General features: G+C 64.7%; 23 protein-coding genes and 2 tRNA genes. 11 read left to right on the top strand and 14 right to left on the bottom strand.

Features of this window, described 5'->3' with window-relative positions:
* Nucleotides 1-26: 26 nt before the first annotated feature.
* Together QZV93_RS05430 and QZV93_RS05425 are read right to left on the bottom strand one after the other, a co-directional pair.
* Nucleotides 27-1,199 (bottom strand): glycosyltransferase, encoded by a 1,173-nt coding sequence (locus QZV93_RS05430; RefSeq protein ID WP_295556615.1) that lies wholly within the window; start codon nucleotides 1,197-1,199, stop codon nucleotides 27-29.
* The gene (locus QZV93_RS05425; RefSeq protein ID WP_295556613.1) at nucleotides 1,199-1,870 is read right to left on the bottom strand and encodes a polysaccharide biosynthesis/export family protein; all 672 of its coding nucleotides are present in this window, start codon (nucleotides 1,868-1,870) and stop codon (nucleotides 1,199-1,201) included. The genes QZV93_RS05430 and QZV93_RS05425 overlap by 1 nt, the downstream gene beginning before the upstream one ends.
* A gap of 153 nt (nucleotides 1,871-2,023) precedes the next feature.
* Between QZV93_RS05425 and QZV93_RS05420 the strand changes: the two genes are divergently transcribed.
* Together QZV93_RS05420 and QZV93_RS05415 are read left to right on the top strand one after the other, a co-directional pair.
* Complete coding sequence (locus QZV93_RS05420) at nucleotides 2,024-4,414, top strand: exopolysaccharide transport family protein (RefSeq protein WP_295556611.1); 2,391 nt, start codon at nucleotides 2,024-2,026, stop codon at nucleotides 4,412-4,414.
* Nucleotides 4,415-4,492: 78 nt separating this feature from the next.
* On the top strand, nucleotides 4,493-5,620 hold the full coding sequence (locus tag QZV93_RS05415; RefSeq protein WP_295556609.1) for a polysaccharide deacetylase family protein: 1,128 nt from the start codon (nucleotides 4,493-4,495) through the stop codon (nucleotides 5,618-5,620).
* On the opposite strand, the gene QZV93_RS05410 is transcribed toward QZV93_RS05415, so the two are convergent.
* A complete protein-coding gene (locus QZV93_RS05410) occupies nucleotides 5,580-5,798 on the bottom strand; it encodes a DUF2842 domain-containing protein (RefSeq protein WP_295556607.1) in 219 nt (72 codons plus the stop codon). The genes QZV93_RS05415 and QZV93_RS05410 overlap by 41 nt on opposite strands.
* Before the next feature lie 136 nt (nucleotides 5,799-5,934).
* Between QZV93_RS05410 and QZV93_RS05405 the strand changes: the two genes are divergently transcribed.
* Nucleotides 5,935-7,002, top strand: coding sequence for a COX15/CtaA family protein (locus QZV93_RS05405; RefSeq protein ID WP_295556605.1), 1,068 nt, complete (start codon nucleotides 5,935-5,937; stop codon nucleotides 7,000-7,002).
* A gap of 15 nt (nucleotides 7,003-7,017) precedes the next feature.
* On the opposite strand, the gene QZV93_RS05400 is transcribed toward QZV93_RS05405, so the two are convergent.
* From QZV93_RS05400 to rplM, 5 genes are all read right to left on the bottom strand, one after another.
* A complete protein-coding gene (locus QZV93_RS05400; RefSeq protein ID WP_295556603.1) occupies nucleotides 7,018-7,140 on the bottom strand; it encodes a hypothetical protein in 123 nt (40 codons plus the stop codon).
* A gap of 96 nt (nucleotides 7,141-7,236) precedes the next feature.
* Entirely contained in the window at nucleotides 7,237-8,166 is a 930-nt protein-coding gene (gene argC / locus QZV93_RS05395) for an N-acetyl-gamma-glutamyl-phosphate reductase (RefSeq protein ID WP_295556601.1), read from the bottom strand.
* Nucleotides 8,163-8,888 carry a TerC family protein gene (locus QZV93_RS05390; RefSeq protein WP_295556599.1) on the bottom strand — a complete coding sequence of 242 codons (726 nt, stop codon included), beginning with the start codon at nucleotides 8,886-8,888 and terminating at the stop codon, nucleotides 8,163-8,165. The genes argC and QZV93_RS05390 overlap by 4 nt, the downstream gene beginning before the upstream one ends.
* A gap of 191 nt (nucleotides 8,889-9,079) precedes the next feature.
* Nucleotides 9,080-9,559, bottom strand: coding sequence for a 30S ribosomal protein S9 (gene rpsI / locus QZV93_RS05385; protein WP_295556597.1), 480 nt, complete (start codon nucleotides 9,557-9,559; stop codon nucleotides 9,080-9,082).
* A 5-nt stretch (nucleotides 9,560-9,564) separates the two neighbouring features.
* Nucleotides 9,565-10,026, bottom strand: coding sequence for a 50S ribosomal protein L13 (gene rplM, locus QZV93_RS05380; protein WP_295556596.1), 462 nt, complete (start codon nucleotides 10,024-10,026; stop codon nucleotides 9,565-9,567).
* A gap of 435 nt (nucleotides 10,027-10,461) precedes the next feature.
* Between rplM and QZV93_RS05375 the strand changes: the two genes are divergently transcribed.
* The 3 genes from QZV93_RS05375 (at nucleotide 10,462) to QZV93_RS17575 (ending at nucleotide 12,795) form a co-directional block, all read left to right on the top strand.
* Nucleotides 10,462-11,037, top strand: coding sequence for a hypothetical protein (locus QZV93_RS05375; protein WP_295556595.1), 576 nt, complete (start codon nucleotides 10,462-10,464; stop codon nucleotides 11,035-11,037).
* A gap of 85 nt (nucleotides 11,038-11,122) precedes the next feature.
* Nucleotides 11,123-11,923: an enoyl-CoA hydratase gene (locus QZV93_RS05370; protein WP_295556683.1), complete on the top strand. Its 801-nt coding sequence runs from the start codon at nucleotides 11,123-11,125 to the stop codon at nucleotides 11,921-11,923.
* Nucleotides 11,908-12,795, top strand: a complete 888-nt coding sequence (locus QZV93_RS17575) for a CoA-binding protein (protein WP_363156609.1) — start codon at nucleotides 11,908-11,910, stop codon at nucleotides 12,793-12,795. The genes QZV93_RS05370 and QZV93_RS17575 overlap by 16 nt, the downstream gene beginning before the upstream one ends.
* 56 nt (nucleotides 12,796-12,851) lie before the next feature.
* Here the strand turns inward: QZV93_RS17575 and QZV93_RS05355 are convergent, their stop codons facing one another.
* Nucleotides 12,852-14,957 carry a glycoside hydrolase family 3 N-terminal domain-containing protein gene (locus tag QZV93_RS05355; RefSeq protein ID WP_295556593.1) on the bottom strand — a complete coding sequence of 702 codons (2,106 nt, stop codon included), beginning with the start codon at nucleotides 14,955-14,957 and terminating at the stop codon, nucleotides 12,852-12,854.
* 275 nt (nucleotides 14,958-15,232) lie between these two features.
* Here QZV93_RS05355 and ribA point away from each other — a divergent pair, with 275 nt between their 5' ends.
* The gene (gene ribA, locus QZV93_RS05350; RefSeq protein ID WP_295556591.1) at nucleotides 15,233-15,868 is read left to right on the top strand and encodes a GTP cyclohydrolase II; all 636 of its coding nucleotides are present in this window, start codon (nucleotides 15,233-15,235) and stop codon (nucleotides 15,866-15,868) included.
* Between the two features lie 41 nt (nucleotides 15,869-15,909).
* Here ribA and QZV93_RS05345 read toward each other — a convergent pair whose 3' ends face one another.
* Entirely contained in the window at nucleotides 15,910-16,788 is an 879-nt protein-coding gene (locus QZV93_RS05345) for a TIGR01459 family HAD-type hydrolase (RefSeq protein ID WP_295556590.1), read from the bottom strand.
* Nucleotides 16,789-17,014: 226 nt separating this feature from the next.
* On the opposite strand from QZV93_RS05345, the gene fae reads away from it, so the two are divergent.
* The gene (gene fae / locus QZV93_RS05340; RefSeq protein WP_295556589.1) at nucleotides 17,015-17,551 is read left to right on the top strand and encodes a formaldehyde-activating enzyme; all 537 of its coding nucleotides are present in this window, start codon (nucleotides 17,015-17,017) and stop codon (nucleotides 17,549-17,551) included.
* A gap of 61 nt (nucleotides 17,552-17,612) precedes the next feature.
* Here fae and QZV93_RS05335 read toward each other — a convergent pair whose 3' ends face one another.
* From QZV93_RS05335 to galE, 3 genes are all read right to left on the bottom strand, one after another.
* Nucleotides 17,613-18,644: a FliG C-terminal domain-containing protein gene (locus QZV93_RS05335; protein WP_295556587.1), complete on the bottom strand. Its 1,032-nt coding sequence runs from the start codon at nucleotides 18,642-18,644 to the stop codon at nucleotides 17,613-17,615.
* Nucleotides 18,645-18,856: 212 nt separating this feature from the next.
* Nucleotides 18,857-18,931 (bottom strand) — tRNA-Thr (locus QZV93_RS05330).
* A 70-nt stretch (nucleotides 18,932-19,001) separates the two neighbouring features.
* Complete coding sequence (gene galE, locus QZV93_RS05325) at nucleotides 19,002-19,979, bottom strand: UDP-glucose 4-epimerase GalE (RefSeq protein ID WP_295556586.1); 978 nt, start codon at nucleotides 19,977-19,979, stop codon at nucleotides 19,002-19,004.
* Nucleotides 19,980-20,182: 203 nt separating this feature from the next.
* On the opposite strand from galE, the gene QZV93_RS05320 reads away from it, so the two are divergent.
* Both QZV93_RS05320 and QZV93_RS05315 read left to right on the top strand, forming a co-directional pair.
* On the top strand, nucleotides 20,183-20,560 hold the full coding sequence (locus QZV93_RS05320) for a hypothetical protein (RefSeq protein WP_295556584.1): 378 nt from the start codon (nucleotides 20,183-20,185) through the stop codon (nucleotides 20,558-20,560).
* A gap of 205 nt (nucleotides 20,561-20,765) precedes the next feature.
* Entirely contained in the window at nucleotides 20,766-21,086 is a 321-nt protein-coding gene (locus QZV93_RS05315) for a hypothetical protein (protein ID WP_295556582.1), read from the top strand.
* 79 nt (nucleotides 21,087-21,165) lie between these two features.
* On the opposite strand, the gene rlmB is transcribed toward QZV93_RS05315, so the two are convergent.
* Nucleotides 21,166-21,888, bottom strand: a complete 723-nt coding sequence (gene rlmB, locus QZV93_RS05310; protein ID WP_295556679.1) for a 23S rRNA (guanosine(2251)-2'-O)-methyltransferase RlmB — start codon at nucleotides 21,886-21,888, stop codon at nucleotides 21,166-21,168.
* Nucleotides 21,889-22,251: 363 nt separating this feature from the next.
* On the opposite strand from rlmB, the gene QZV93_RS05305 reads away from it, so the two are divergent.
* Nucleotides 22,252-22,336: transfer RNA gene (locus QZV93_RS05305), tRNA-Tyr, on the top strand.
* Nucleotides 22,337-22,360: the final 24 nt, after the last annotated feature.

The raw sequence follows: 22,360 nt of genomic DNA, 5'->3' as shown, positions 1-22,360 counted from the left end.
GTCAGGCAACGGATAGATGGCGACGTTCAGCGCGCCGGCTGCGGATCGGCGCCATGAGGCGCGCGATAGAAATCGAGAACGGCGTCTGTCATCGCCGCCACCGTGAACTTGCTTTGCACGAGGCGCCTGAGCTCCGAGGCCTGCGCCAGCGCAGTGGCCGGATCCGCCAGCACGCTCTCCATCGCCGCCGCAAGCGCATCGACGGAGCCCGCTGCGATCAGTTTCGTCTCCGATCCGGCGACGATCTCGGGAATACCGCCGACGTTCGTGGCGATCAGCGGCTTGCCCTGCGCACCTGCTTCGAGCACCACGTAGGGGAAGCTCTCGGCACGCGATGGCACCACGAGGCAGCGTCCGAGAGGAAATGCGTCCGCGGCAGGCATCGCTCCGGGGAACGACGCCCGCACATCGAGCCCGAGCTGATGCGCCTGCGTCTTGAACGCGTCGCTCTCGGGTCCGCCACCGACGATCACGGCCCGGACGGCAGGCACGCGCGAGATGCGGGCAAGCGCTTCGAGCAGCACGTCGACACCTTTGAGATGCCGAAGCTCGCCGATGAACAGGAAATCCGCTGCATCGTCCGCCGGGGCCCGTGCAACGAAGTCCTCCGGTCCGAGACCGTTCGGGATCACCCGCCGCGGCGCTCCGCCTTCGCCTGCCAGCCGGGCATAGGCTTGCCGCGCGAAATCCGATTCGAAGATGAACCCGTCCGTCATCCGCCCCATGATCCGCTCGAGCAGCATGAAGAGCGTCCCGGCCGGCGTCCCGGGCTTGTAGTGCAGGCTGCCGCCATGCGGAGTGTAGAACGTCTTGATCCGTTCGCCGCCGCGCGCCCCGATCCAGGCCTTTGCGAAACGCGCGTAAGCCCCTCCCTTGGCGCCGTGCCCGTGCAGCACGTCGAGGTCCAGTGCCCGCGCGATCTTCACGATCCGGCGCAGGGCACCGAGATCGCCGATGCCCGGCCGCCGGCTCATGGGGATCAACGACAGCCCAAGCCTCAGCTTGGGTGCAATCGCGTTGAGTCGCTGCACCGTCAGCGCATCCGCGGCTGTGCTGTCGGCAACGATGCCCACGGAGTGTCCGCGCCGTGCCTGCTCGCCCGAGAGGTCCAGCACGTGGCGGAACAGCCCCCCGACCGGCGCGCGCATGACATGCAGGATGCGGAGCGCGCCGGCGCTGGCCTCGCTTGCGGGCGGCATCAGAAGAAGCGCTCGTTGACGTAGACCACGTCGCCCGGCTGCACCGGGAAATCGGCCGGGACGTCGAGCTGAGGCCCGCCGCCGCCGCCGCGCGTGACCCGGAAACTGCGCGTGCTCGCCCGATCGGTATAGCCACCTGCGATGGCAATGGCGGTCTCGACGGTCATGCCCGAGACGTAGGGAAATTGCCCGCCCGTCCGCACCTCGCCGTAGATGAAGAACGGCCGGTTCTGAAGGATGTCGACCGTTACCTGCGGGTCGCGCACGAACTCGGCGCCGAGGCGATGGCGGATGGTGTCCTCGACCTCGCGCGTCGTGCGCCCGCGAGCCGCCACCTCGTTGATCAGCGGCACGGTGATCATGCCTTCCTGGTCGACGGTATAGGCACGCGACAGGTTGGGCTGCCCGTAGATGAAGACGCGCAGCCGGTCGCCCGTGTCGAGCAGATAAGGCCCGCCGGCATCCGCAACGTAGCCCGCATGGACGACAGGCGCCTCCCAGGCCGCATCGGCGGGCGGCGGGGGATCGGCGTAGACGACCGTCTCGGCCTGGCGGCCCATATTCTCGAGTGCGGCGGAGACGATGACGTCGGGGTCGTGCGAACAGCCCGCAAGACCGAACGCGGCCGCGCAGGAGGCAACTCGGATGAAGGCTTTGACTCCGGCGCGCATGGTTCGACCGCTTGGTGAAATCGTGGAGCGGCCAGTGTTAGGGAGCCAGGGTTAAGAAAATCTAAGGAGTTGCCCGATTTTGGGAACCTTAAGGAAATTCTAACGCGACGCCGTGTATTCCGGGACAAGAAGATTCGCGGGACAAAAGCGAAAATGGCGCGAGCCACATACCATCGTCCGGACGATATCGATCTCGGCTCGCTCTGGCGGGCGGCGATCGGAAGCCTGCCGAAGCTCGCCGTCTTGGCCGTGGCGTTGGCCGCTGCCACCTATGGTGTGCTCGCCCAGATTGCCCCTCGCTACGTGTCGGAGACACAACTCGCGATCGAATCGATCGGCGCCAGCAATCCCTTTACCGACCCCTCGCGCTCCGGCGCCTCCGACAGCGTCACCGTGCGCATGGACAAGGAGGCGATCAACACCCACGTGCGCGCCCTCATGTCGACCGACCTCGGCGAGGCGATCGTTCGCGATATGAAGCTCGCGGACCGGCCCGAGTTCAACAGCGCCAAAGGCTCGCCCGACAGGCTTTCGGCGCTGCTGCGCCTTGTCGGCGTCGGTGCTCCGAGTTCGAAGGAGAGCGATCAGGATCGCGCCCTCGCAAGCTACTTCAAGCGTCTCGAGGTCTATTCACCGAAGGAGAGCCGCTTTATCGGCGTGCGCTTCACGTCAATCGATCCCGATCTGGCGGCGGCCGTCGCAAACCGCATTGCCGAGACCTATCGCGTCAACATGGCCCATCAGACCATCACCGAGACCGATGAGGTGCAGAAGGCGCTCGAGCCCAAGATTTCCAAGCTCGCCGACGAAGCGGCTGCGGCCGAGGCCGCCGTCGAGAAATTTCGTGGAGAGGCCAACATCTTCAAGGGCGGTCAGCAGGCGACCGGCCTGAACGAGCAGCAGCTCTCCGAGCTCAACGCCGAGCTGTCACGCGTCAAGGCGGCACGCAGCGAAGCCGAGGCCCGCGCCAAGCAGGCTCGCGAGATGCAGGACCTGGGCAGCGCTGAGACGCTGGCCGACGTGCAGAAGTCACCGCTGATCCAGAACCTCGTGCAAAGCCGCGTCCGCGTCGAACGCCAGATTTCGGAGCTGTCCGCGACGCTGCTTCCTGGTCATCCGCGCATGCGCCAGCTCTCCGCTGATCTCCGGGGTCTCAAGACCCAGATCGCCGACGAGGTGGCAAAGATCGTGGATGGCCTCGGCAAGGAGGCGAAGGTCACGGCGCTGCGGGAAGAGGCAATTCAGAAAAGCGTCGCCGATATCAAGACGCGCATCGTCACCTCCGGCCCGGAGGAGGCGAAGCTAAGAAGCCTCGAGGCCGACGCCAGATCAAAGCGCACGGAGCTCGACCGCTTGCGCGCGCAGTATGAGGCCAACCGTGTGCGCGCTGACGATGCCCGCACGATTCCCGTCGAAGCACAGATCGTCTCCGGCGCGCGGCCGTCGAGCGTTCCGGTATTTCCGAGAAAAGGGGCCACCGCGCTGCTCGTTGCCGTCGCCACCATGATGATCGGACTCGCCCTCGTCGTCACGCGAGGACTCCTGGGCGATGCGCGGGTCGCCTCGTCCGCCTCGGGGCGCGCCGAGCACCGTACGGAACGTGCCCGCCTGCAGCGCGAGCAGATGGAGCGGTCGCAGCCGGTGCTTCCGGTCCCCCGCAAGGAGCCGGCCGTCGAAAGTGTCGAGGCCGTGCGGCCCGTCAAGCCGGCGCCGCCCGCGCCGCCGCAGGCCGTCCCGGATGTGCCCCCCGCGGGCGCCGTCGAACCCGACGAGGTCGAGATTTCAACGCCCCAGCCGCAGATCGCCGCATCGGAGGAACCCCCGCGCACCGTGGCGGAAGGACCGGTCGCAGCGCCAGCATCGGTCCCTGTGGTCGCGCGCGATTTGTCCCCATCGACTGCGAGCGTCATCACCGAGATCGCAAGCAACGAAGCGATGGCCGAGCGGATCGAGAAACTGCGCAAGGGCGCTCTTTCGGGCACGCGTACAATGCTTACGGGCGCCGCCGATGTGTTTTCACTCGCGCGCGAGGCGGTTGCTGTCTGTCGCCATATCGCAACCAACGGGCACGCAGTCATCATGGTCGACTGGAGCCTCAACGGCGCGGGCATCGCCGAGCCGCTTGGCCTTCCATCGTGGCCGGGCTTCACCGAGCTGGCCGACGGGCGAGTGCGCTTCGAGGATGTGGTCCGCTCCCTGCGTGACAGCGACGTGCACATCATCCCCTGCGGTCGCGGCGCCGAGAACCCGGACGAGGCTATCGACAGCGACAGCATCAACTTCCTGCTCGACGCTCTGGACGACGTCTACGAGCACATCGTCGTGGTGGCCCGCACCGAGCCGGCCCGGCGACTGTTCGAGGCCATCCAAGGCCGCTTCGACTGCGGTGTAACGCTGGTGGCCGATCCGGCGCAGAAAGCGAAGCTGCGCGCCGACGGGGCGGGATCGTTCCTGGGCTTCGAGGTCGACGGCATCGCGCTGTTCGCTCTCGATCCCTCGGAGACCATCGCTCGCAACCGCCAGAAAATCGCCCGTGCCGGCTGAGGCCGCGCGCCCGTTAACAGGATCTGAACGAAGACCCGCTTAGCTCGCGTGTAGAGACCAACCGCCGCCGGGCCCGCTATGCGCTCCACCGCCACCGCGCTGATGCAGTTCGGGCTGTCCGCGCTCCACTATTCGGGGCTCGGCGCGCTCGTGCCGTCACGCGCGCGCGGCAAGGGGGTGATCTTCACCCTGCACAACGTGCGCCCCGAGCCGCCGCAAGCCTTCGAGCCCAACCGCATCCTGAAGATCGCGCCCGCGTTCCTGGAGACGGCGATCGAGACGGTGCGCCGCGCAGGTCACGAGATCGTTTCTCTCGACGAGGCCGCACGCCGCCTGAAGTCCGCCGCGCCGGCGCAGCCGTTCGCATGCTTCACGCTCGACGACGGCTACAGGGACAATCGCGACCACGCCTATCCCGTCTTCAAGAAGCACGGCGCCCCGTTCGCCATCTATGTTCCAACCGACTATCCCGACGGCAACGGCGATCTCTGGTGGCTGGTGCTCGAGAACGCGATCCGCAAGGCGAGCCGGATCCGCGTCGATCTCGGGGGCGTCGAGCGCGCGTTCGACTGCGCGACGCCTGAGGAAAAAAATCGCGCATTCCACGAGATCTACTGGTTCCTCCGCGGGCGTCCCGAAAACGAGCTCCGCGCCACCGTGCACGAGATCGCCGAGCGCGCGGGCTACGACACCTCGACGCTCTGCCGCGACCTCATCATGGGCTGGGACGAGCTGCGGGAGCTGGCAGCCGATCCGCTCGTCACCATCGGCGCCCACACCCGTCGGCATTTTGCCGTCGCGAGGCTTTCCGAGGAGGACGCGCGCGCAGAGATCGCGGAAAGTGTGGCCCGCATCGAGCATGAGCTGGGTCGCCCGTGCCGCCACTTCAGTTTCCCGTATGGAGATGCCGGAAGCGCTGGCGAGCGAGACTTCGCGCTCGCCCGCTCGCTCGGTCTCGAAACAGCCGTGACGACGCACAAGGACGTGCTGCGCGCGAAATACCCGATGACGGGGCTTCCGCGTGTCTCGCTCAACGGTGACTTCCAGGAGGCACGCTACGTCTCGGCCATGATGACCGGCGTGCCGTTCGCTGTCTTCGATACCGCGAAAGCGGCGCTCGCCCGTCTCAAAGGCCTTCGGGCGATGGCACAGGCCGAGGGCACCGTCACGGGCGCGGCGACCCGTCCGGGCTCTGCATCCATCTGACGAGCCACATGGCGGGCAGCACCCACAGCAGCCCCGCGACCGGGTAATAGACCAGCTCTGCGAACTTGCTGGCGCTGACCTGCAGCACCACCGCTACCATCATGGCCGCGAGTGCATAGACGGCGAGGAACACCAGAAGCGCGATGGCGCCGACGAGCTTGCGCGTGCGAACGGTCATGTAAGGCCTGAAATCCCGCAGAATTTTCCTTAACTTGGCTCAGGAGTCCGGCTGGCTCTCCAGCGCCCGATCATCGCATTGATCGGGGCGCGGCTTGGGCCTATCACACCGGGGCGAAAGACCAAGGAAAAAGCGCATGGCGGCGATCGGCACGATGAACGGCAAGACGCAAGCGGCTGCGGCCCAATGGGACGGCGCCGTGCGCCTGTGGCTGTTTTTCGTCGCGGGCCTTGTGCTGGCCATGATCACGGTGGGCGGCGCCACACGTCTCACCGACTCCGGCCTCTCGATCACGGAGTGGCAACCTATCCTCGGCGCCATCCCGCCGCTGAACGACGCCCATTGGCAGGAGGCATTTGCCAAGTACAAGGAGATTCCCGAGTACCACCTGGTCAACAAGGGCATGTCGCTCGAGGCTTTCAAGGCCATTTATTGGTGGGAATGGAGCCACCGCTTTCTCGGACGCATCATCGGGCTTGCGTTCGCGCTCCCGCTGGCCGTGTTCTGGATGCTTGGCGCGCTGCGTCCGGGCTTTCAGTGGAAATTCGCAGGCGTGCTCGCGCTTGGCGGCCTGCAGGGCGTCATCGGCTGGTACATGGTCAAGTCCGGCCTCGTCGATCGCGTCGACGTGAGCCAGTATCGCCTCGCGCTCCACCTCACGGTCGCGTTCCTGATCCTGGCGCTCGTCGTCTGGCTCGCGTTCGAGCTTGGCCGTCCTGAAATCGAGAGCCTAGCTGCACCGGGCGCCCTGAAAACCCTGCCGCTGCTCATTGTCGGCGCCATTTTCCTGCAGGTGGTGCTCGGCGCATTCGTCGCCAGCCTCAAGGGCGGCCTTGTCTACAACACGTGGCCGTCCATGGACGGCACGCTGTTCCCGCACGACCTGATGGCCATCGAACCCTGGTATCACAATCCGTTCGAGAACCCGGTGACGGCGCAGTTCAATCATCGCCTCGTCGCCTATGCCGTCGTGGCTTTGGTGGCGTGGGAGGCATGGCGAACGTTTTCGTCGCGCGTCGCGACGCGAGAGACGCTGATGTCCGCCGGCCTTTTGATGCTTGGCGTGCTCGGCCAGGCTGCACTCGGCATCTGGACGCTGCTCGAAGCCGTGCCCCTGTCGCTCGGCATCGCACATCAGTCCTGCGCCGCGATCCTACTCGTGCTCGCGGTTCGCCACCTTCACGTCGTCTCGCGCGGATCCTGATCGCCGGCCGATGCCTCAGCCGTCGCGATCGGACTTCCGGCCGATTTTCCGGCGCGGCTCGCCGAAGCGCTTCTCCGACGCATAAACCGCGATTGCGAACGCGCCCACGATCAGGACGACCAGTGATACCAAAGCCATGGCAAGACCTCCTACGGCGTGTGCCGCAGATTGGTCCGGTTCGCAAATCGCCGCTGTTCCGCGCGTGACAGCCGACGCTGCCCAGTCCAAAACGCTCTAAACCCCGAGCATCAATCGGATATTCTGCACAGCGGCGCCGGCCGCACCTTTGCCGAGGTTGTCCAGTCGCGCCACCAGCACGGCTTGGCGCTGGGCCTCGTTGGCAAACACATAGAGCTCGAGCTTGTCCGACCCGTTGAGCGCCAGCGCATCGAGCCGCCCGCCAAGCTTGGCGCTCTCCGCCGCCGGCACGACGCGGACATGCTGCGCGTCCGGATAGTGGTCTTCCAGCGCCTTCTGCAAATCGGCGCCCGAAGGCTTGCCCGGAAGCGTATCCAGATGCAGAGGCACGCTGACCAGCATGCCTTGCCGGAAGTTGCCCACGGAGGGCACGAAGATCGGCTGCCGCGAGAGGCCGCTGTAGCGCGTGAGCTCGGGCACGTGCTTGTGCGCAAGGCTAAGGCCATAGAGCTCGAAGTCGGGGGCCGACTTCGTTACCTCGTAGGCCTCGATCATCGATTTACCGCCGCCGGAGTAGCCCGACACGGCGTTCACGGTCACCGGATAGTCGGACGGCAGCAGCCCCGCATCGGTGAGCGGCCGCAGCAGGGCGATGCCTCCGGTGGGGTAGCATCCGGGATTGGCGACCTGACGGGCCGAGCGGATCGCGTCTGCTTGGTGGCGGTCCAGTTCGGGAAACCCGTACACCCAGCCTTCCGACACGCGGTGCGCGGTCGAAGCGTCGACGATCTTGGGCGCCCGGTTGCCGAGCGTCCCCGCCAGCGCCACGGCCTCTACGGCTGCGGCGTCGGGCAGGCACAGCACCACCAGGTCCACCTCGCCCATGAGCGTGCGGCGCGCATCGGGATCCTTGCGAGCCTCGGCAGCGATGCTGGCCACCGAAATGGCCGGTTCCGCCGCCAGCCGCTCGCGGATCTCGAGCCCCGTCGTTCCCGCTTCTCCGTCGATGAAGACGCGTGCGTTCATCCGCCGAGCCCGAGCCGGTGCAGGATGCCCTGGAAGATGGTCTCCGAGCAGCCGACGCCGTAGGCGGCACAGACGATCTTGTGACTGTCGCGGTAGATCATGTCGAGCGCCACGTACAGAATGATGATGAGGCCGACCCAGGCGATCCAAGGATAGCGGGCCAGCAGCTTCGCGATATAGGTCGACGCAACCGCCATCAATACGATGGCGATGGCGAGGCCGATCACCAGCACCAGCGTCGATTCACCCGCGGCGCCTGCGACCGCGAGCACGTTGTCGAGCGACATCGACACGTCGGCCAGGATGATGGTCCAGAGCGCCGACCAGAAGTTGGTCTCGTTGTGGGGCACCCCATTGGAGGCGAGCTGGCTCTCGACATGTTCGATCGAATGCTCCTGACCCTCCATGATCTGCTTGTACATTTTCCAGGAGACGAACAGCAGCAGAAGGCCGCCGGCCAGCGTGAGCCCGATCACCTGCAGCATCTGCTGTGCGATGCCCGAGAAGAGGATGCGCAGCACCACGGCGCCGGCGATGCCCCAGAAGATGACCTTGGCGCGCATCGAGCGATGCACCCGCGAGGCGGCCATGCCGACCACGATCGCATTGTCGCCCGCGAGCGTCAGGTCGATCATCAGGATGTTGAAGAGGGGGACGGCGTTCGCCGCCCACCACGCGGGGTTTGTGATGTGTTCGAGCTCAATCAGCAGGGCTTCAAGCATCAACTTCGCCTTTCCGGGAAGATGGACCTGGCGCCCATCCAAATTTGGCAGCAGAGAACAACACCATATTTAGATAAAAAACAACGGCCCGCGAGAGCGGGCCGTTGCCAAGAAATCCCGTAGGGTTGGGGCGCGATGGACGCCCCGGCATAAGCGCTGCCGGGAGCGTAACCATAAGCACTTGCAAGCCTTTAGCGCTTCGAGAACTGGAAGCTGCGGCGAGCCTTCATGCGGCCGTACTTCTTGCGCTCGACGGTGCGGCTGTCGCGCGTGAGGAAGCCGCCCTTCTTCAGCACGCCGCGCAGCTCCGGCTCGTAGTAGGTGAGCGCCTTGGAGATGCCGTGGCGTACGGCGCCGGCCTGACCCGAGAGACCGCCGCCGGCCACTGTCACGACGATGTCGAACTGCGTCGCGCGGTTGGCGGCAGCCAGCGGCTGCTGCAGCAGCATCTGCAGCACAGGGCGTGCGAAATACTGCTTGAAGTCCTTCTTGTTGACCGTGATCACGCCCTTGCCCGGCTTGATCCAGACGCGGGCAACGGCATCCTTACGCTTGCCGGTTGCGTAGGCACGCCCGAAGCTGTCGAGCTTCTGCACGTGCACCGGAGCATCTGCGGCGGCAGCCCCCTTGAGGGCGCCGAGATCATCCAGGGATTTGCTTTCCTGCACCATGGCTATTAGGCCCTCGAGTTCTTACGATTGAGCTTTGCGATGTCGAGCGTCGTCGGCGTCTGCGCCGCGTGCGGATGCTCGGCACCCTTGTAGATCTTGAGGTTGCGCATCAGCTTGCGCTGCAGCGGGCCGCGCGCGAGCATGCGCTCGACGGCGAGCTCGAGCACCCGCTCGGGGAAGCGTCCTTCGAGGATCCGCTTCGGGGTTGTCGACTTGATGCCGCCGGGGTAGCCCGTGTGGCGAAAGTACTCTTTGCCATCGCGCTTGTTGCCGGTCAGGGCGACCTTATCGGCATTGATGACGATGACATTGTCGCCGCAATCGACATGCGGCGTGTAGATGGCTTTGTGCTTGCCCTTGAGGCGGGTGGCGATGAGGGCAGCGAGGCGTCCGACGACCAGCCCTTCGGCGTCGATCAGCACCCAATTCTTCTGCACCTCGCCGGGTTTGGCGACAAAAGTCTTCATGGCGGGAGATTCCTGCCTGCGTGTTGGAAAAACCGGCGCGCATAGCGTCGCCGTTGCGAAGCAAGCTATCTACGTGAGCCAGGGGCACCCGTCAATTTGCGAGGTGAAATAAATTAAGCAGCAATTTCAGCAATATAAGCATAGATGTAATATAATACCACAAATATGGTCGTATATTACCACACTCATGGAGCGATCGGTCGCCAAACCTGAGGCTGGGCGTTCTTGCGGCCGCTCGCCCGCGGGTGTAGCCCAGAAGCGGCAACGTGTCTCGAGACGCCGACGCACGCCCGGGCCTCGGCTCGAGGCGGATAGCGCGTCGGAACAACGGGACCTGGCGTCCGTTCTTAGATCCGTCTCAGTTGTAATCTTAAGTGCGCATCTGCGACGCCGGGGAAGCAATGCGATTCTGACCTGATGGGAGGGTTACGCCCTATGAGCACTATCTTCACGCGCCTCAAGTCAATGGCGTTCGGTCTCGCCTTTGTTGCGGGCGTAGCGTTCGCCGGGGCGCTGGGCGCTCGAGCGCAGGAGTTCAAGCAGATCGAGCTCACCGATCAGATGGTGGCCAACTTCATCGCTGCTCAGAAGGATTTTGCGCCTCTCGCAAGCAAGCTCGTCGAAGGCGGAGAATCGCCCGATGCGGCCCTGACCAAACAGCTCGAGGACATCGCCAAGAAACACGGCTTCGCAAGCTTTGCCGAGTTCGAGGACGTCGGCGCCAATATCACGGTCGTTCTCGACGGGCTCGATCGCGCCTCGGGGACCTTTACCGACCCGGTCGAGAAAATGAAGAAGGAGCTCGAGGACATCAAAGCCGATGACTCGATCCCGGCCGAGGACAAGAAGCTGGCGGTCGACGACCTAACGCAGGAGATCGCGCAGTCGCAGCCGCTGCAGCACAAGGGTAACATCGACGTCGTGAAGAAGCACGTCGCCGAGATCGAAGCCCTCATTCCGGAGGAAGCCGGCGAGAGCGGCCCCGAGGACGGCGATCCGCCCGCGCCGTAGTCGCGGCCAGCCCTCGTGAGAGGGTGGCGGCGCGAGGAGCTTGGTGCAACCGGGAGACGGCGTTCTCGTGATCAGCGACACCGAGATTGTTGAGGCGCCACCCCTCCACGTTGCGCGGCCCGAGCCGGGCTTCGCGCTGGTCACGCTGGCGTCGCCGGCAACCCGCAACAGTCTCTCGCGCCGCATGATCGCTGCGCTCGACCGCAGCATTGCCGAGCTGTCCCAGGACCCGTCCGTATCCGCGATCGTCATCGCCGCAGAAGGACGCGCCTTTTCCGCAGGGCACGACCTGAAGGAGCTGACACGCCACCGCGCCGATGCAGACGGCGGGCGTGCGTTTTACACCGAGACCATGCAAGCCTGCGCGCGCCTCATGCAGGCCATCGTGCGTTGCCCCAAGCCCGTCATTGCGGCCGTCGAAGGTGTCGCGACCGCCGCCGGCTGCCAGCTCGTCGCCACATGCGATCTCGCCGTCGCTGCCACGACGGCGACCTTCGCCACGCCCGGCGTCAATATCGGCCTTTTCTGCTCGACGCCGATGGTCGCGCTCTCGCGCAACGTTTCACGCAAACGCGCCATGGAGATGCTGCTCCTGGGTGAGCTGCTCTCCGCCGAGGACGCCGAGCGCTACGGCCTCGTCAATAGGGTCGTACCGCTCGAGCGCGTGCGCGACGAGGCCTTCGCTATGGCGCGCACGATCGCCTCGAAATCGCCGGTGACGGTCGCCATCGGCAAAGAGGCGTTCTACCGGCAGGTCGAGCAGCCGCTGGGCGAGGCCTATGCCTACGCAGCGTCCGTCATGGTTGAAAACATGATGGCTCAGGATGCGGCCGAAGGCATCGGTGCCTTCCTGGAGAAGCGCCCGCCCGCGTGGAAGGGCAGCTGATCATGGAGCCGCGCATCTCGTTTGTAACGCTCGGCGTCGCCGACATCGCGCGTGCGCGCGCCTTCTACGAGAAGCTGGGGTTCAAGGCATCGTCCGCCTCGAACAAGAATGTAACATTCTTTGACGCGGGCGGAGTTGTGCTCGCGCTCTTCGGTCGCAAGGCACTCGCCGACGACGCTGGCGTATCGGACAAAGGCTCGGGTTTTTCGCGCATCTCCGTCGCCCACAATGTGCGGTCCGAGGAGGAGGTTGCACGTGTGCTGGGGGAGGCCGAGGCCGCCGGTGCCACGATCCTGAAGCCGTCGCAGAAAGCCTTCTGGGGCGGGCAATCCGGATATTTCACCGATCCGGACGGCCATGTCTGGGAAGTGGCCTACAACCCATTCATGCCGCTCGATGCCGCGGGGCACGTGACGCTGCCGTACGATGCGGCTGAGGCCGCTACCGCACCGGGTGATGCAGAGATTGCGGCCATCCTCACGTCGTCGCGCACGTTTGCCGTCATCGGCGCCTCCGACGACCCGAGCCGCCCGAGCTATGGCGTCATGGGCTACCTGAAGGCCAAGGGCTATAAGGTGATACCGGTCAACCCGAAGCTCGAAGGCCGCAAGGTCCTGGGTACCGTCGCAAAAGCAGATCTCGCGGCCATCCGCCAGCCGGTCGATGTGGTCGATATCTTCCGCCAGCCCGGCGCGGCGCTCGACGTGGTGCGCGCGGCGATCCGCGAGAAGGATCGGCTCAAGATCAAGACGGTATGGATGCAGCTCGGAGTGATCAACGAGGAGGCTGCGCGAGAGGCGCGAGCTGCAGGCCTCACGGTGGTCATGGATCGCTGCCCAAAGATCGAATACGCGCGCCTGATCGGATCGTGACGGCGTTTTTTGGCCTTTCGTGCTGCTGACACGCCGCAAGGCCGGACTGAAATCAACTAGTCCGCCGCGATCTCGAATGAGCTTTCGAGGTCTGCCGCCGCGCTTCCGCCGACGAACACATCGAACTTGCCCGGCTCGATGACCGGCTTGCCGTCGTCGTCGTGATAAGCGAGGTCCGCGGCATTGAGCACGAAGCGCACCGTGCGCCGTTGTCCCGGCTTCAGCGCCACTTTCTCGAAACCCTTGAGCTCGCGCAGCGGGCGTGAGCGCGCAGCCACGAGCTGCCGCGTGTAGAGCTGCACCACCTCTTGCCCGGACCGCATGCCGGTGTTCGTCACGTCGACGCGCACCTCGACCTTGCCCCCGCGTCCCATGCGGGGCGCGCTGATCTCGAGATGCGAATATTCGAAGGTGGTGTAGCTGAGCCCGTGCCCGAACGGATAAAGCGGTGTCGGACGCTCGTCGATATAGCCTGTCGTATAGCGGTCGCCGAACGAGTGGTCGTCGCCGGTCATCGGCCGGCTGGTGGGCAGATCGCTATAGGAGATGGGCACCTGCCCGACGGAGCGCGGGAACGTCATCGGCAGCTTGCCGGATGGCGCGTACTGTCCGGTCAATATTTCCGCAAGCGCCGCCCGCCCCTCGGTCCCAGGGTGCCAGGTCACCATCAGCGTCGCGACCTTCGCGGAGACGTCCGCGAGCGCCAGCGGACGCCCGGTGTCGACGATGAGCACGATTGGCTTCCCCGCCGCCACCAGCGCGTCGAGCATCTCCTCCTGCACGCCGGAAAGCCCGAGGTCGGTACGCGAGACGCCTTCTCCGGAAGCCACGCAATCTTCGGCCGCCATAAGCACGACGAGATCCGCCGCCTTTGCCGTCGCGACGGCGCCGGCCTTATCCTTGAACGCAAGTCCGCACGGGTCGGCAAAGCCCTCGGCGAACAGCAGTGACTGCCCCCGTCCCATGCGCGCCTTGAGCGCGTCGAGCAGCGTTTCGGTCTTCGGCTTTTCGAGCAGCGCCGGGCCGTACCAGGAATGATCGTTGGTGGCGATCGCCGCCGCGCCGATGAGGGCGACCGTGCCGGATTTGGGCGTGATGGGGAGCGTCGCCCCGCTGTTCTTGAGCAGCACGAAGCTTTCCCGCGCGACCTCGCGCGCCGCTTTGCGCACGGCCTCCTCTTTCGGGCGCGCGGGGATCTTGCGCACCCCGCCGGGGGAATCCGCAAAAAGGCCCATCCGGTATTTGACCGTGAGAACGCGGCGCACCGCAGCGTCGATCTGTGCCGTCGAGACGCGCCCCCCTGCGATCGCATCTCCCAGATAGCGGTCGTAGGCTTGGCCCGCCATGTCGAGGTCGATACCTGCGTTGAACGCCTTGCGCGCGGCATCCGCATGATCGGCGGCGACGCCGTGATTGACGAGTTCGGTGACGGCCGCGAAATCGGACATCACGATCCCGTCGAAGCCCAGCCGATTTTTGAGGACATCTGAAAGGAGCCATTGGTTCGCCGTCACCGGGATGCCGTTGACGGTATTGAACGAGGCCATCACGGTTTCGGTCCCTGCGGCGATGGCAGCCTGGAACGGCGGAATGTAGCGATCGAAAAGTTCCGCTGCGGAGATCTGGGCCCCATTGTAATCCCGTCCGCCCTCCGGCGCCCCGTAGCCGACGAAATGCTTGGCCGAAGTCGCGAGCCCGCCCTTGCGATAGCCGGTGACGCGCGCGGAGGCGAACGCCGCCGCAAGGAACGGATCCTCGCCCGCGCCTTCGATCACCCGCCCCCAGCGGGGATCGCGCGAGATGTCGACCATGGGCCCGAACGTCAGATTGATGCCGGTCTGCGCCGTTTCGAGTGCAACCAGCTCCGCCGCGCGTTGCGCCAGTTCAGGCCGCCACGTCGCCGCCCAGGCGATCGGCGCCGGGAAAGCGATCCGAAAGGCATAGATGGCATCGAGCGCGAACAGCATGGGGATTTTGAGGCGCGACTGCGCCATCGCCGCTTGGAAATCACGCATGTGATCCGGATTGACCACGTTAAGCATGGCGCCGATGCGCCCCCGTCTAACGGCTTCGAGCTGCGCATCGTGGGGGAAGGCGAGCGAGGGGAAGTTGAGCTGGCCGATCTTCTCCTCGAGCGTCATCCGGGCCAGCAAAGCCGACACCTTGGCGTCGATCTCGGAGGCGATCGCACGGGCCGGAGAGGGGCTGGGCGATGGGGTGGAATGGGCGGTCGCGGACGAAAAACAAGTAAGTAGCGTCAAAAGGATAAGGCGAAGTCTCATCGATGCGCGGCCCTGTCCAGCATCCAAAGAGGCATGGTATACGGGTGGCCGGGCTCGCGTCTATTTCGCATCTTGTGGAAAGCCTCATGTGCTACAACATGTCCACCCCGCGACCCCTCACAACAAGAGCCGGTCATAATAACCAGGAGAACGAGATGCCGGCCGGCGTCCACATGAAGAACAAGCTCGATACCGACCGCTGCGCCCGCACGATGCTGCCGATCGACCTCGATGGACGCGAGGTCGTGCTCGAGGCCCGTGCCTACCAGGGCAAGCACGAGCACACGCAAGCCATGGCGCTCATCAACCGCGGCAAGGGCAAGGACGCGGGTGAGATTCCGATCGTGCGCGTGCATTCCGGCTGCGTGACCGGCGACATCTTCCATTCGCTGCGCTGCGATTGCCGCGCCCAGCTCGATGCCGCGCTGAAGCGCATCGCAGAAACGCCGAACGGCGTCCTCATCTATTTGCCGTTCCACGAGGGGCGAGGCATCGGGCTCTTCAAGAAGATCAAGGCTTATGCGCTTCAGGATCAAGGGCTCGACACCGTTGACGCCAACATCGAGATCGGCGAGCCCATCGACGCGCGCAATTATGAGCTGGCGGCCGAGGTGCTGCGCGATCTCGGCTTCGCAAAGATTCGCCTGATGACGAACAACCCCGCGAAGATCGAAGCGCTCGAGGATTCCGGCATCGAGGTCGTGGATCGCGTGCCCGTGGTGGTGCGTCCCAGTGCCCACAACGAGCACTACCTCGACACCAAACGCCGTCGCATGTCCCACAAGCTCTAGAGTCCCCCTCGCTCCAAGTCTTGTGGCGAGGGCGGTAGCCCCTACCACGCCAGCTCGGCCATCGCGACGAGCGCGGTCGGCGCCCCTGAGGGAAAGAGCGTTGCGAGCTTGTCGGCGTCGATCGCGCTGTCCGTCGTGACCTCCTGCCGATGGATGCCGCCGGCGACGAACAGAGCGTCGAGCCCGGCCAATTTGGCTCCCGTGAGATCGGTCCTGACGGAATCCCCGATGACGAGGATCTTGCTCGCGGCAACCGCCGCGCCGCGGATTCGCTCCGCCGTCTCCTGTGCCGTGACGTAGGCCGAGGCATGCGGCTTGCCGGCCCAGTAAACGTCGCCGCCGAGGTGCGCGTAGGCATCCGCAAGCGCGCCCGCGCACAAATACAAGCGCCCGCCGACATCGACCACGAGATCCGGGTTGGCGCACACGAACGGCAGCTCGCGCTCGCGCGCGCCGGCAAGCACGTCCCGGTAGCTCTCGACAGTTTCGTTGACGTCGTCTACGAGCCCCGTGCAGACGATGGCCTCCGCTGCGTCGAGCGGCGAGTCCGTCGCGGTCGCCGCGTTGAAGAACGCCGCATCGCGTGCCCTTGGGCCGATGAAGTGCACGCGCCGGTAGCCCTTCTCCGTGATATGAGCCAGCGCGATCTCGCCCGACGACACGATGGCATCATAGGCGTCCGTCGGAACGTGGCGGGCTTCGAGCATCGCCTCCACCCGATGAATGGGCACCGGGGCGTTCGTGAGCAGAACCACCGTGCCCCCGCGCTCGCGGAAGCGGATCAGCGCCTCGGTCGCCCGCGCATAGGCACGAACGCCATCGTGCACCACGCCCCACACGTCGCAGAAAAGAACGTCATAGCGTTCGAGAAGGTGACCGGCGCTGGCGATGATCGGGGGGACGCGCGAGGACGATGACATGACGGTCCGGGGATGACGGGATGAGGGGATGGCGGCCGGCGGCTTGACCGCGCGGCCAACGGTTTAAAACCTGTTCTGGTCCCGCCGTCATCTTTTTTGTGTCATTGGAGCCGGTGCGGAACCATCGGCACAAATACGCGCGGCCCCGCTTGAGCACCCCACCGAAGCCCGCTATCCCGGATATCGTGCCGCCGATCGCGGCCAAGAAAACAGGGAGCAACACACGATGGAAATCTGGTTCCGCGCCGGCGAAGCAACGGTGCTGGCGAAAGAAGGACAAGTCACGGACGCCATGCCCGAGGTCGTCATCGGTTCGGTCAAGGGTCCGGTCGGCACCGCGTTCGCCACCATGATGGGGCAAGCGGTGGGTCACACGCGTTTCTTCGTGATCCGCGACCTCAACCAGATGGTCCGCCCGGCAACCATGATGACCTCCAAGGTCACGATTTCGAGCGCGGCTTACGTCGATCTCTTCGGCGGTGTCGTGCAGGCGGCGCTCGGCGATGCGATCGTCGATTGCCTGAAGGACGGCGTCATTCCGGCCGAGATCGCCAACGACATCTGCATCATCATTACCGTTTGGCTCGACCCGCGCTGCCCCGATGATCCCAACCTCGACAAGAAGGATCTCTACCGCACCAATTACGAGGCAACCAAGATCGCCATCGCCCGCGCCATGAAGGGCGAGCCGACGGTCGCGGAGCTGATCGCCAACCGCGACAAGATTCGGCACTACGCGCTCGAAGGCGTGCTCGACGAGTAGGAGGAGCTACCAAGCGGAGGCTTGTCCGGAAGACTGGGCCTCCGCTTGCTGCGCTTGAATCTCAGGACACGGCCTCGTCTTCCGTTTCCTCGCTGTGCACCTCGATGGCGCCGCGCTCGAGCAGTTCCAATGCCGCATCCGCGATTGTTCGCTGCGCCTTGAGCGCCTCTTTCGTCTTGACCGCTGGCCCGCTTTCGAGTTCGACCTCGATTGAGCGGCGTGCGCGGGTTGGAACGGCTTCCAGTATCTTTGCGACCAATGGCTTTGGGACGCCGAACAGCGCCTTGACGATGACGTCGACGTTTATCAAATCGAACACTGTGACAAGCGATGCAGGTGTCAGCTTGCCGAGGTCGTCGAACGTGAACAGTTGCTGGCGGATGAGTTCCGCGTCTTTCTCGTTATAGACGCCGATGGCTTGCAAACATTCGTCCATCAGTTTGCGGTCCATCTTGTTCAGCACGTCAGCCATTCGCGTATGAGGCGAAAGGTCGGAGTCGCTCCGGCGATTGAGCAGAATATCTTGTATGAACGAGAATTCGAGCAGAGCAAGCGGCCGCTCTGCGACGGGCCGAAGGCTCAACATGCGCGCCGTGACTTCCGTTGTCTGCGCCCTGTCGAGGAGCTTGAGGATGGCTGCGGACGTTACGGGCGCGGCGCGCGAAAGAACCAGCGCGATCACCTGCGGATGCTCTTTTTGCAGGTACTGGCTCAGAGCGATGTCCGGGATTTTCTGAAGCTGCTGCCAGACGCCGTGCCCGGATTTCGTTCCGGTCTGAGCCATGAGAGCTTCGATTTGCGCGGGCGTCAGAACGCCTTCCAGGAGCTCCTGAACCTTCTGGCTCGTCGCCATGAGGTCGACGCCATTTTTCAGGTCGTTGGCGAATTCCTCTATGATCGTGTCGATGGCGTCCTTGGAGATCGACCCGAGATCGGTCGCGGCTTGCGCGATGATCTTGACCTCTTCCTCGTCGAAATGTTTGAGGACGCGGCTGGCCAGTTCCTTGTTCATGGCAAGGAGGAGGGCCGCAGCCTTCGCCGTCCCTTGGAGGCCGGGATTGGGCTGTTCGCGCTGCTGGCGTTCCGCTGCCAATGCACCTCCAAGAAAGTGTAATTTGCCCCATTGCAGCGCCGCGAATCATCCCGACGCTGACGAAAGCCTAGCAGCATTGGACTAAAGTTGGCAGCTTGCTCTGGGTTGAGCAGCGCGGGCTTTCCCGACCTGTGCGGGTGCTGGCCGATGCGCCGACGAGGAGAAATGCGTTGCCGCTCGGCTGCAGGCGTCGTCGCCCGCCGATCAAAGAATGGTGCCGGATGAGAGATTTGAACTCCCGACCAACGGTTTACAAAACCGCTGCTCTACCACTGAGCTAATCCGGCGAACCCATAGGTTAGGCTCGAACGCGCCCCTTGTATCGAACTTGAGGGGCGCGAAAAAGCCCCTTCTGCCTCACCGCTTGAGCCCGCGTTCCCAGGCCAGCGCATGCGTGACGATGAGATCGAGATTGGCGAGATCGGGCTTCCAGCCGAGCTGGCCGCGGATCTTGGCCGAGTCCGCGACGATCGCCTCCGCATCGCCGGGCCGGCGCGGCCCGAGGTTGACGGGAAACGGCCCGCCTGCCGCGCGCTTCACGGCCTCGATCACCTCGATCACCGAATATCCGGACGAGTAGCCGCAGTTGAAGATGTCCGAAGCACCGCCCGCCTCGAGGTGTTTGAGAGCGGCAACGTGTGCCGCAACGAGGTCGGACACGTGGATGTAGTCGCGAACGCACGTCCCGTCCGGGGTGGGATAATCCGTGCCGAACACGTCCATCGACGGGCGCTTGCCGAGCGCCGTCTCGCACGCAACTTTGATGAGATGCGTCGCCCGAGGTGTCGATTGACCTGTCCGGCCAGACGGGTCGGCGCCGGCCACGTTGAAATAGCGCAGCGCCACATAGCGGAAGTCGTGCGCAAACGCCGTGTCCGCAAGCATGAGTTCGGTCATCAGCTTCGACATGCCGTAAGGAGAGACCGGCTTGAGTTCGGCGTCCTCTCTGACGGGAATGGATTTCGGATTGCCGTACACCGCGGCCGTCGAGGAGAAGATGAAGTTCTTGACCCCGGTTCTCACGGCGCTCTCGATGAGCGCGCGCGAGTTCACCGTGTTGTTGAGATAGTAGCCGAGCGGATCGGCGACCGAGTCCGGCACGACGATCGATCCCGCGAAATGGATGATGGCGCGCACGCCATGCTCGCCGATGACGCGCTCGACCAGAGCCTGGTCGCCGATGTTGCCTTCGATCAGCAGCGCGGGCGGGGGGACCGCCGAGCGAAATCCGGTCGACAGATTGTCGACGACAACGACTTTGTCGCCGGCGTCGAGAAGCGCCAGCACCATATGGCTGCCGATGTATCCGGCGCCGCCTGTCACGAGTACGGTCATGTCCGCCGCATAACACGGAATTGGTTCACAAACTGTAGGGCGGGAGGTGCAACCGCATACGGAAAGACAGCGCGCTTGTGATGCGTGAACACGTGTTAACCCGCGCCGGAGGCGGCGTCACGCTCACGAAGTTAAAGCAATGTTATGCGTTTCAGGCTAAAGTGATGGAGAAATTTGCTGAGACCGACTGCGAGGAGATTGTCATGCGTTCACGGGTCTTCGCCCTGCTTCTGGCTGCCATCGGCCTTGCGCTGATCCCGGCCGCTGCCGAGGCCGGCCACCGCCGCCATCACCACTATCATCCCCATCAGGACTACAACCATCGCGGTTGGGTCGGCACGTACGATCCCTATTACCACCGCCATTATCGGTCGGATTGGGAGTATGATCGCTACGCCTATTACGCGACGCCGCGGCGCTACTATCCCTCCTACAACTCCGGTTATTGGCGCCCGACCTACGAGCTGCGCATTCGCCGCGACTACTATCGCCCGTATGCCTCGCTGCCGCCCTACTATCAGGCTTGGGGTTATCCGAAGCGTCATTATGTGAAGCGCAAGTACCGCCGCCATCACTGGTGAGCCCGGCGCACGCCGCCCGCATGCATCTCGATGAGAGGTACGGAAAAAGCCGCCTTCAAAGCGGCTTTTTTTGGCGTCTTTCGGGCACCATGGCTCCGCGTTCATGCCCCATTCATGGGGCATATGATGAACTGCAATCTGAACTTATTGCCGTCGAGGTGCGTTTGCTCACAGCCGCGCCTTTCGACTCTGGGGAGAGACCCATATGATCAAGAAGATGATGAGCGCACTGATGGCGCTGATGCTGGTCGCCGGCGTAACCGCGGCTTCGATCCAGCCTGCGGAGGCAGGTCGGGGCGGGCGCACGGCGGCAGGTATCGCCGCTGGCATCATCGGCCTCGGGTTGCTCGGGGCCTACGCACATTCCCGCGATCGCGACGACTACTATTATGAATCCCGCGAGCGTTGCTATCCCGGCCCCGAGGAGTGCGGCTGGAAAAACCGCCGCTGCTTCACCAACAGCTGGGGCGACACGGTTTGCCGCGGCGGCCGCTGGACCTGCTGGCGTCCGACGTACTGCGACTAGGTCCCGCCACGCGCGGTCTGATCTGATCGCAACGAGACAAAGGAAGGGCGGCACCGTTCTGGGCGCCGCCTTTTTCGTTTTACGCAGAGCCGCGCCGCCTCTGGAGCGCCGCCCAGTGCAGCGCCACCGCCGCCGCGTTCGAGACGTTGAGGCTGGCGAGCGCCCCGGCGGTCGTGATCGACACCAACGCATCGCAGGTCTGCTGCGTGAGTTCGCGCAATCCCTTGCCCTCCGCGCCGAGCACGAGCGCGGTGGGACCCGTGAACGGCTCGTCCTCGAGCCTCGCCTGCGAGGTCCCTTCGAGGCCGATCAGGCGGAACCCGAGCGCCTTGAGGTCGAGCATCGTGCGCGCGAGGTTCTGCACCGGCAGCACTGGCACCAGATCGAGCGCCCCCGAGGCGGCTTTCGCCAGTACCCCGTTGAGCGGCGGGCTATGGCGCCGCGTGAAGATCAAGCCGGCCGCGCCGAAAGCGGCGGCGCTGCGAAGCACCGCTCCGGCATTGTGCGGATCCGTGACGTGATCGAGCAGAACCAGCGGCCCCAAGGTCGCCGCCCGCGCCACGAGTTCATCGAGACTCGGCTCCGGCAGCGGCTCGGCTTCGAGCAGGAGTCCTTGGTGAACGGTATCGGCGCCGAGGAGATGATCGAGGTCTCCAGGCGTCGCCCGGTCGATGAGAACGCCTCGGGCTGCAATGACTTCGGCAAGGCGCCGTTCGGCGTTTTCGGTCACCAGCAGCCGTCGGACGCGCCGCGCGGGGTTCTTGAGGGCTGCTTCAACTGCGTGGCTGCCGAACAGCCGCACCAATCCGTCATCGGGCGGAGGGACGCCACCGCGTGCAGGAGACCGCCCGCCCGCCCCTTTTGAAGTGTACAGCCGAGACCCGCCGCGTGAGCCGCCCTTGAAACCTCCAAACCCTCGGTTTTTCGGCCCCTTCTTGTTGGCTGGGCGATCTGTCATGGGGGGAGAACTCCGGTTGGGGCGAGGCCCGGTCGAACCCGTCCCATACGGGTTTTTCCGCGCTTTTCCAATTGACATCGCGAGGCCGGATTACCATAAGGACGGGCGTTGCCCTGCCGCTCGGCGAGCGCAGGGCGATTTCGTTTGCAGAACCGGCTTTCGGGATGGCGCAGCGCGCCGGTTGTCGGCTGCATGAGGATTGGTCACGGAGGGGTGCCCGAGTGGCTAAAGGGGACGGACTGTAAATCCGTTGGCTTCGCCTACGCTGGTTCGAATCCAGCCCCCTCCACCAATCCTACCAATGATCCGTAGCGAT

The sequence above is a fragment of the uncultured Hyphomicrobium sp. genome (assembly GCF_902826555.1).
GTDB lineage: Bacteria > Pseudomonadota > Alphaproteobacteria > Rhizobiales > Hyphomicrobiaceae > Hyphomicrobium_C.
Note: the sequence above shows the minus strand (reverse complement) of the source record. Positions and strands in the feature narration are given on the sequence as shown.

Coding starts and splice junctions, on each gene's coding strand:
- QZV93_RS05430 (WP_295556615.1), bottom strand. CDS start 1,199: ATGCCGCCCGCAAGCGAGGCCAGCGCCGGCGCGCTCCGCATCCTGCAT.
- QZV93_RS05425 (WP_295556613.1), bottom strand. CDS start 1,870: ATGCGCGCCGGAGTCAAAGCCTTCATCCGAGTTGCCTCCTGCGCGGCC.
- QZV93_RS05420 (WP_295556611.1), top strand. CDS start 2,024: ATGGCGCGAGCCACATACCATCGTCCGGACGATATCGATCTCGGCTCG.
- QZV93_RS05415 (WP_295556609.1), top strand. CDS start 4,493: ATGCGCTCCACCGCCACCGCGCTGATGCAGTTCGGGCTGTCCGCGCTC.
- QZV93_RS05410 (WP_295556607.1), bottom strand. CDS start 5,798: ATGACCGTTCGCACGCGCAAGCTCGTCGGCGCCATCGCGCTTCTGGTG.
- QZV93_RS05405 (WP_295556605.1), top strand. CDS start 5,935: ATGGCGGCGATCGGCACGATGAACGGCAAGACGCAAGCGGCTGCGGCC.
- QZV93_RS05400 (WP_295556603.1), bottom strand. CDS start 7,140: ATGGCTTTGGTATCACTGGTCGTCCTGATCGTGGGCGCGTTCGCAATC.
- argC (WP_295556601.1), bottom strand. CDS start 8,166: ATGAACGCACGCGTCTTCATCGACGGAGAAGCGGGAACGACGGGGCTC.
- QZV93_RS05390 (WP_295556599.1), bottom strand. CDS start 8,888: ATGCTTGAAGCCCTGCTGATTGAGCTCGAACACATCACAAACCCCGCG.
- rpsI (WP_295556597.1), bottom strand. CDS start 9,559: ATGGTGCAGGAAAGCAAATCCCTGGATGATCTCGGCGCCCTCAAGGGG.
- rplM (WP_295556596.1), bottom strand. CDS start 10,026: ATGAAGACTTTTGTCGCCAAACCCGGCGAGGTGCAGAAGAATTGGGTG.
- QZV93_RS05375 (WP_295556595.1), top strand. CDS start 10,462: ATGAGCACTATCTTCACGCGCCTCAAGTCAATGGCGTTCGGTCTCGCC.
- ribA (WP_295556591.1), top strand. CDS start 15,233: ATGCCGGCCGGCGTCCACATGAAGAACAAGCTCGATACCGACCGCTGC.
- QZV93_RS05345 (WP_295556590.1), bottom strand. CDS start 16,788: ATGTCATCGTCCTCGCGCGTCCCCCCGATCATCGCCAGCGCCGGTCAC.
- fae (WP_295556589.1), top strand. CDS start 17,015: ATGGAAATCTGGTTCCGCGCCGGCGAAGCAACGGTGCTGGCGAAAGAA.
- galE (WP_295556586.1), bottom strand. CDS start 19,979: ATGACCGTACTCGTGACAGGCGGCGCCGGATACATCGGCAGCCATATG.
- QZV93_RS05320 (WP_295556584.1), top strand. CDS start 20,183: ATGCGTTCACGGGTCTTCGCCCTGCTTCTGGCTGCCATCGGCCTTGCG.
- QZV93_RS05315 (WP_295556582.1), top strand. CDS start 20,766: ATGATCAAGAAGATGATGAGCGCACTGATGGCGCTGATGCTGGTCGCC.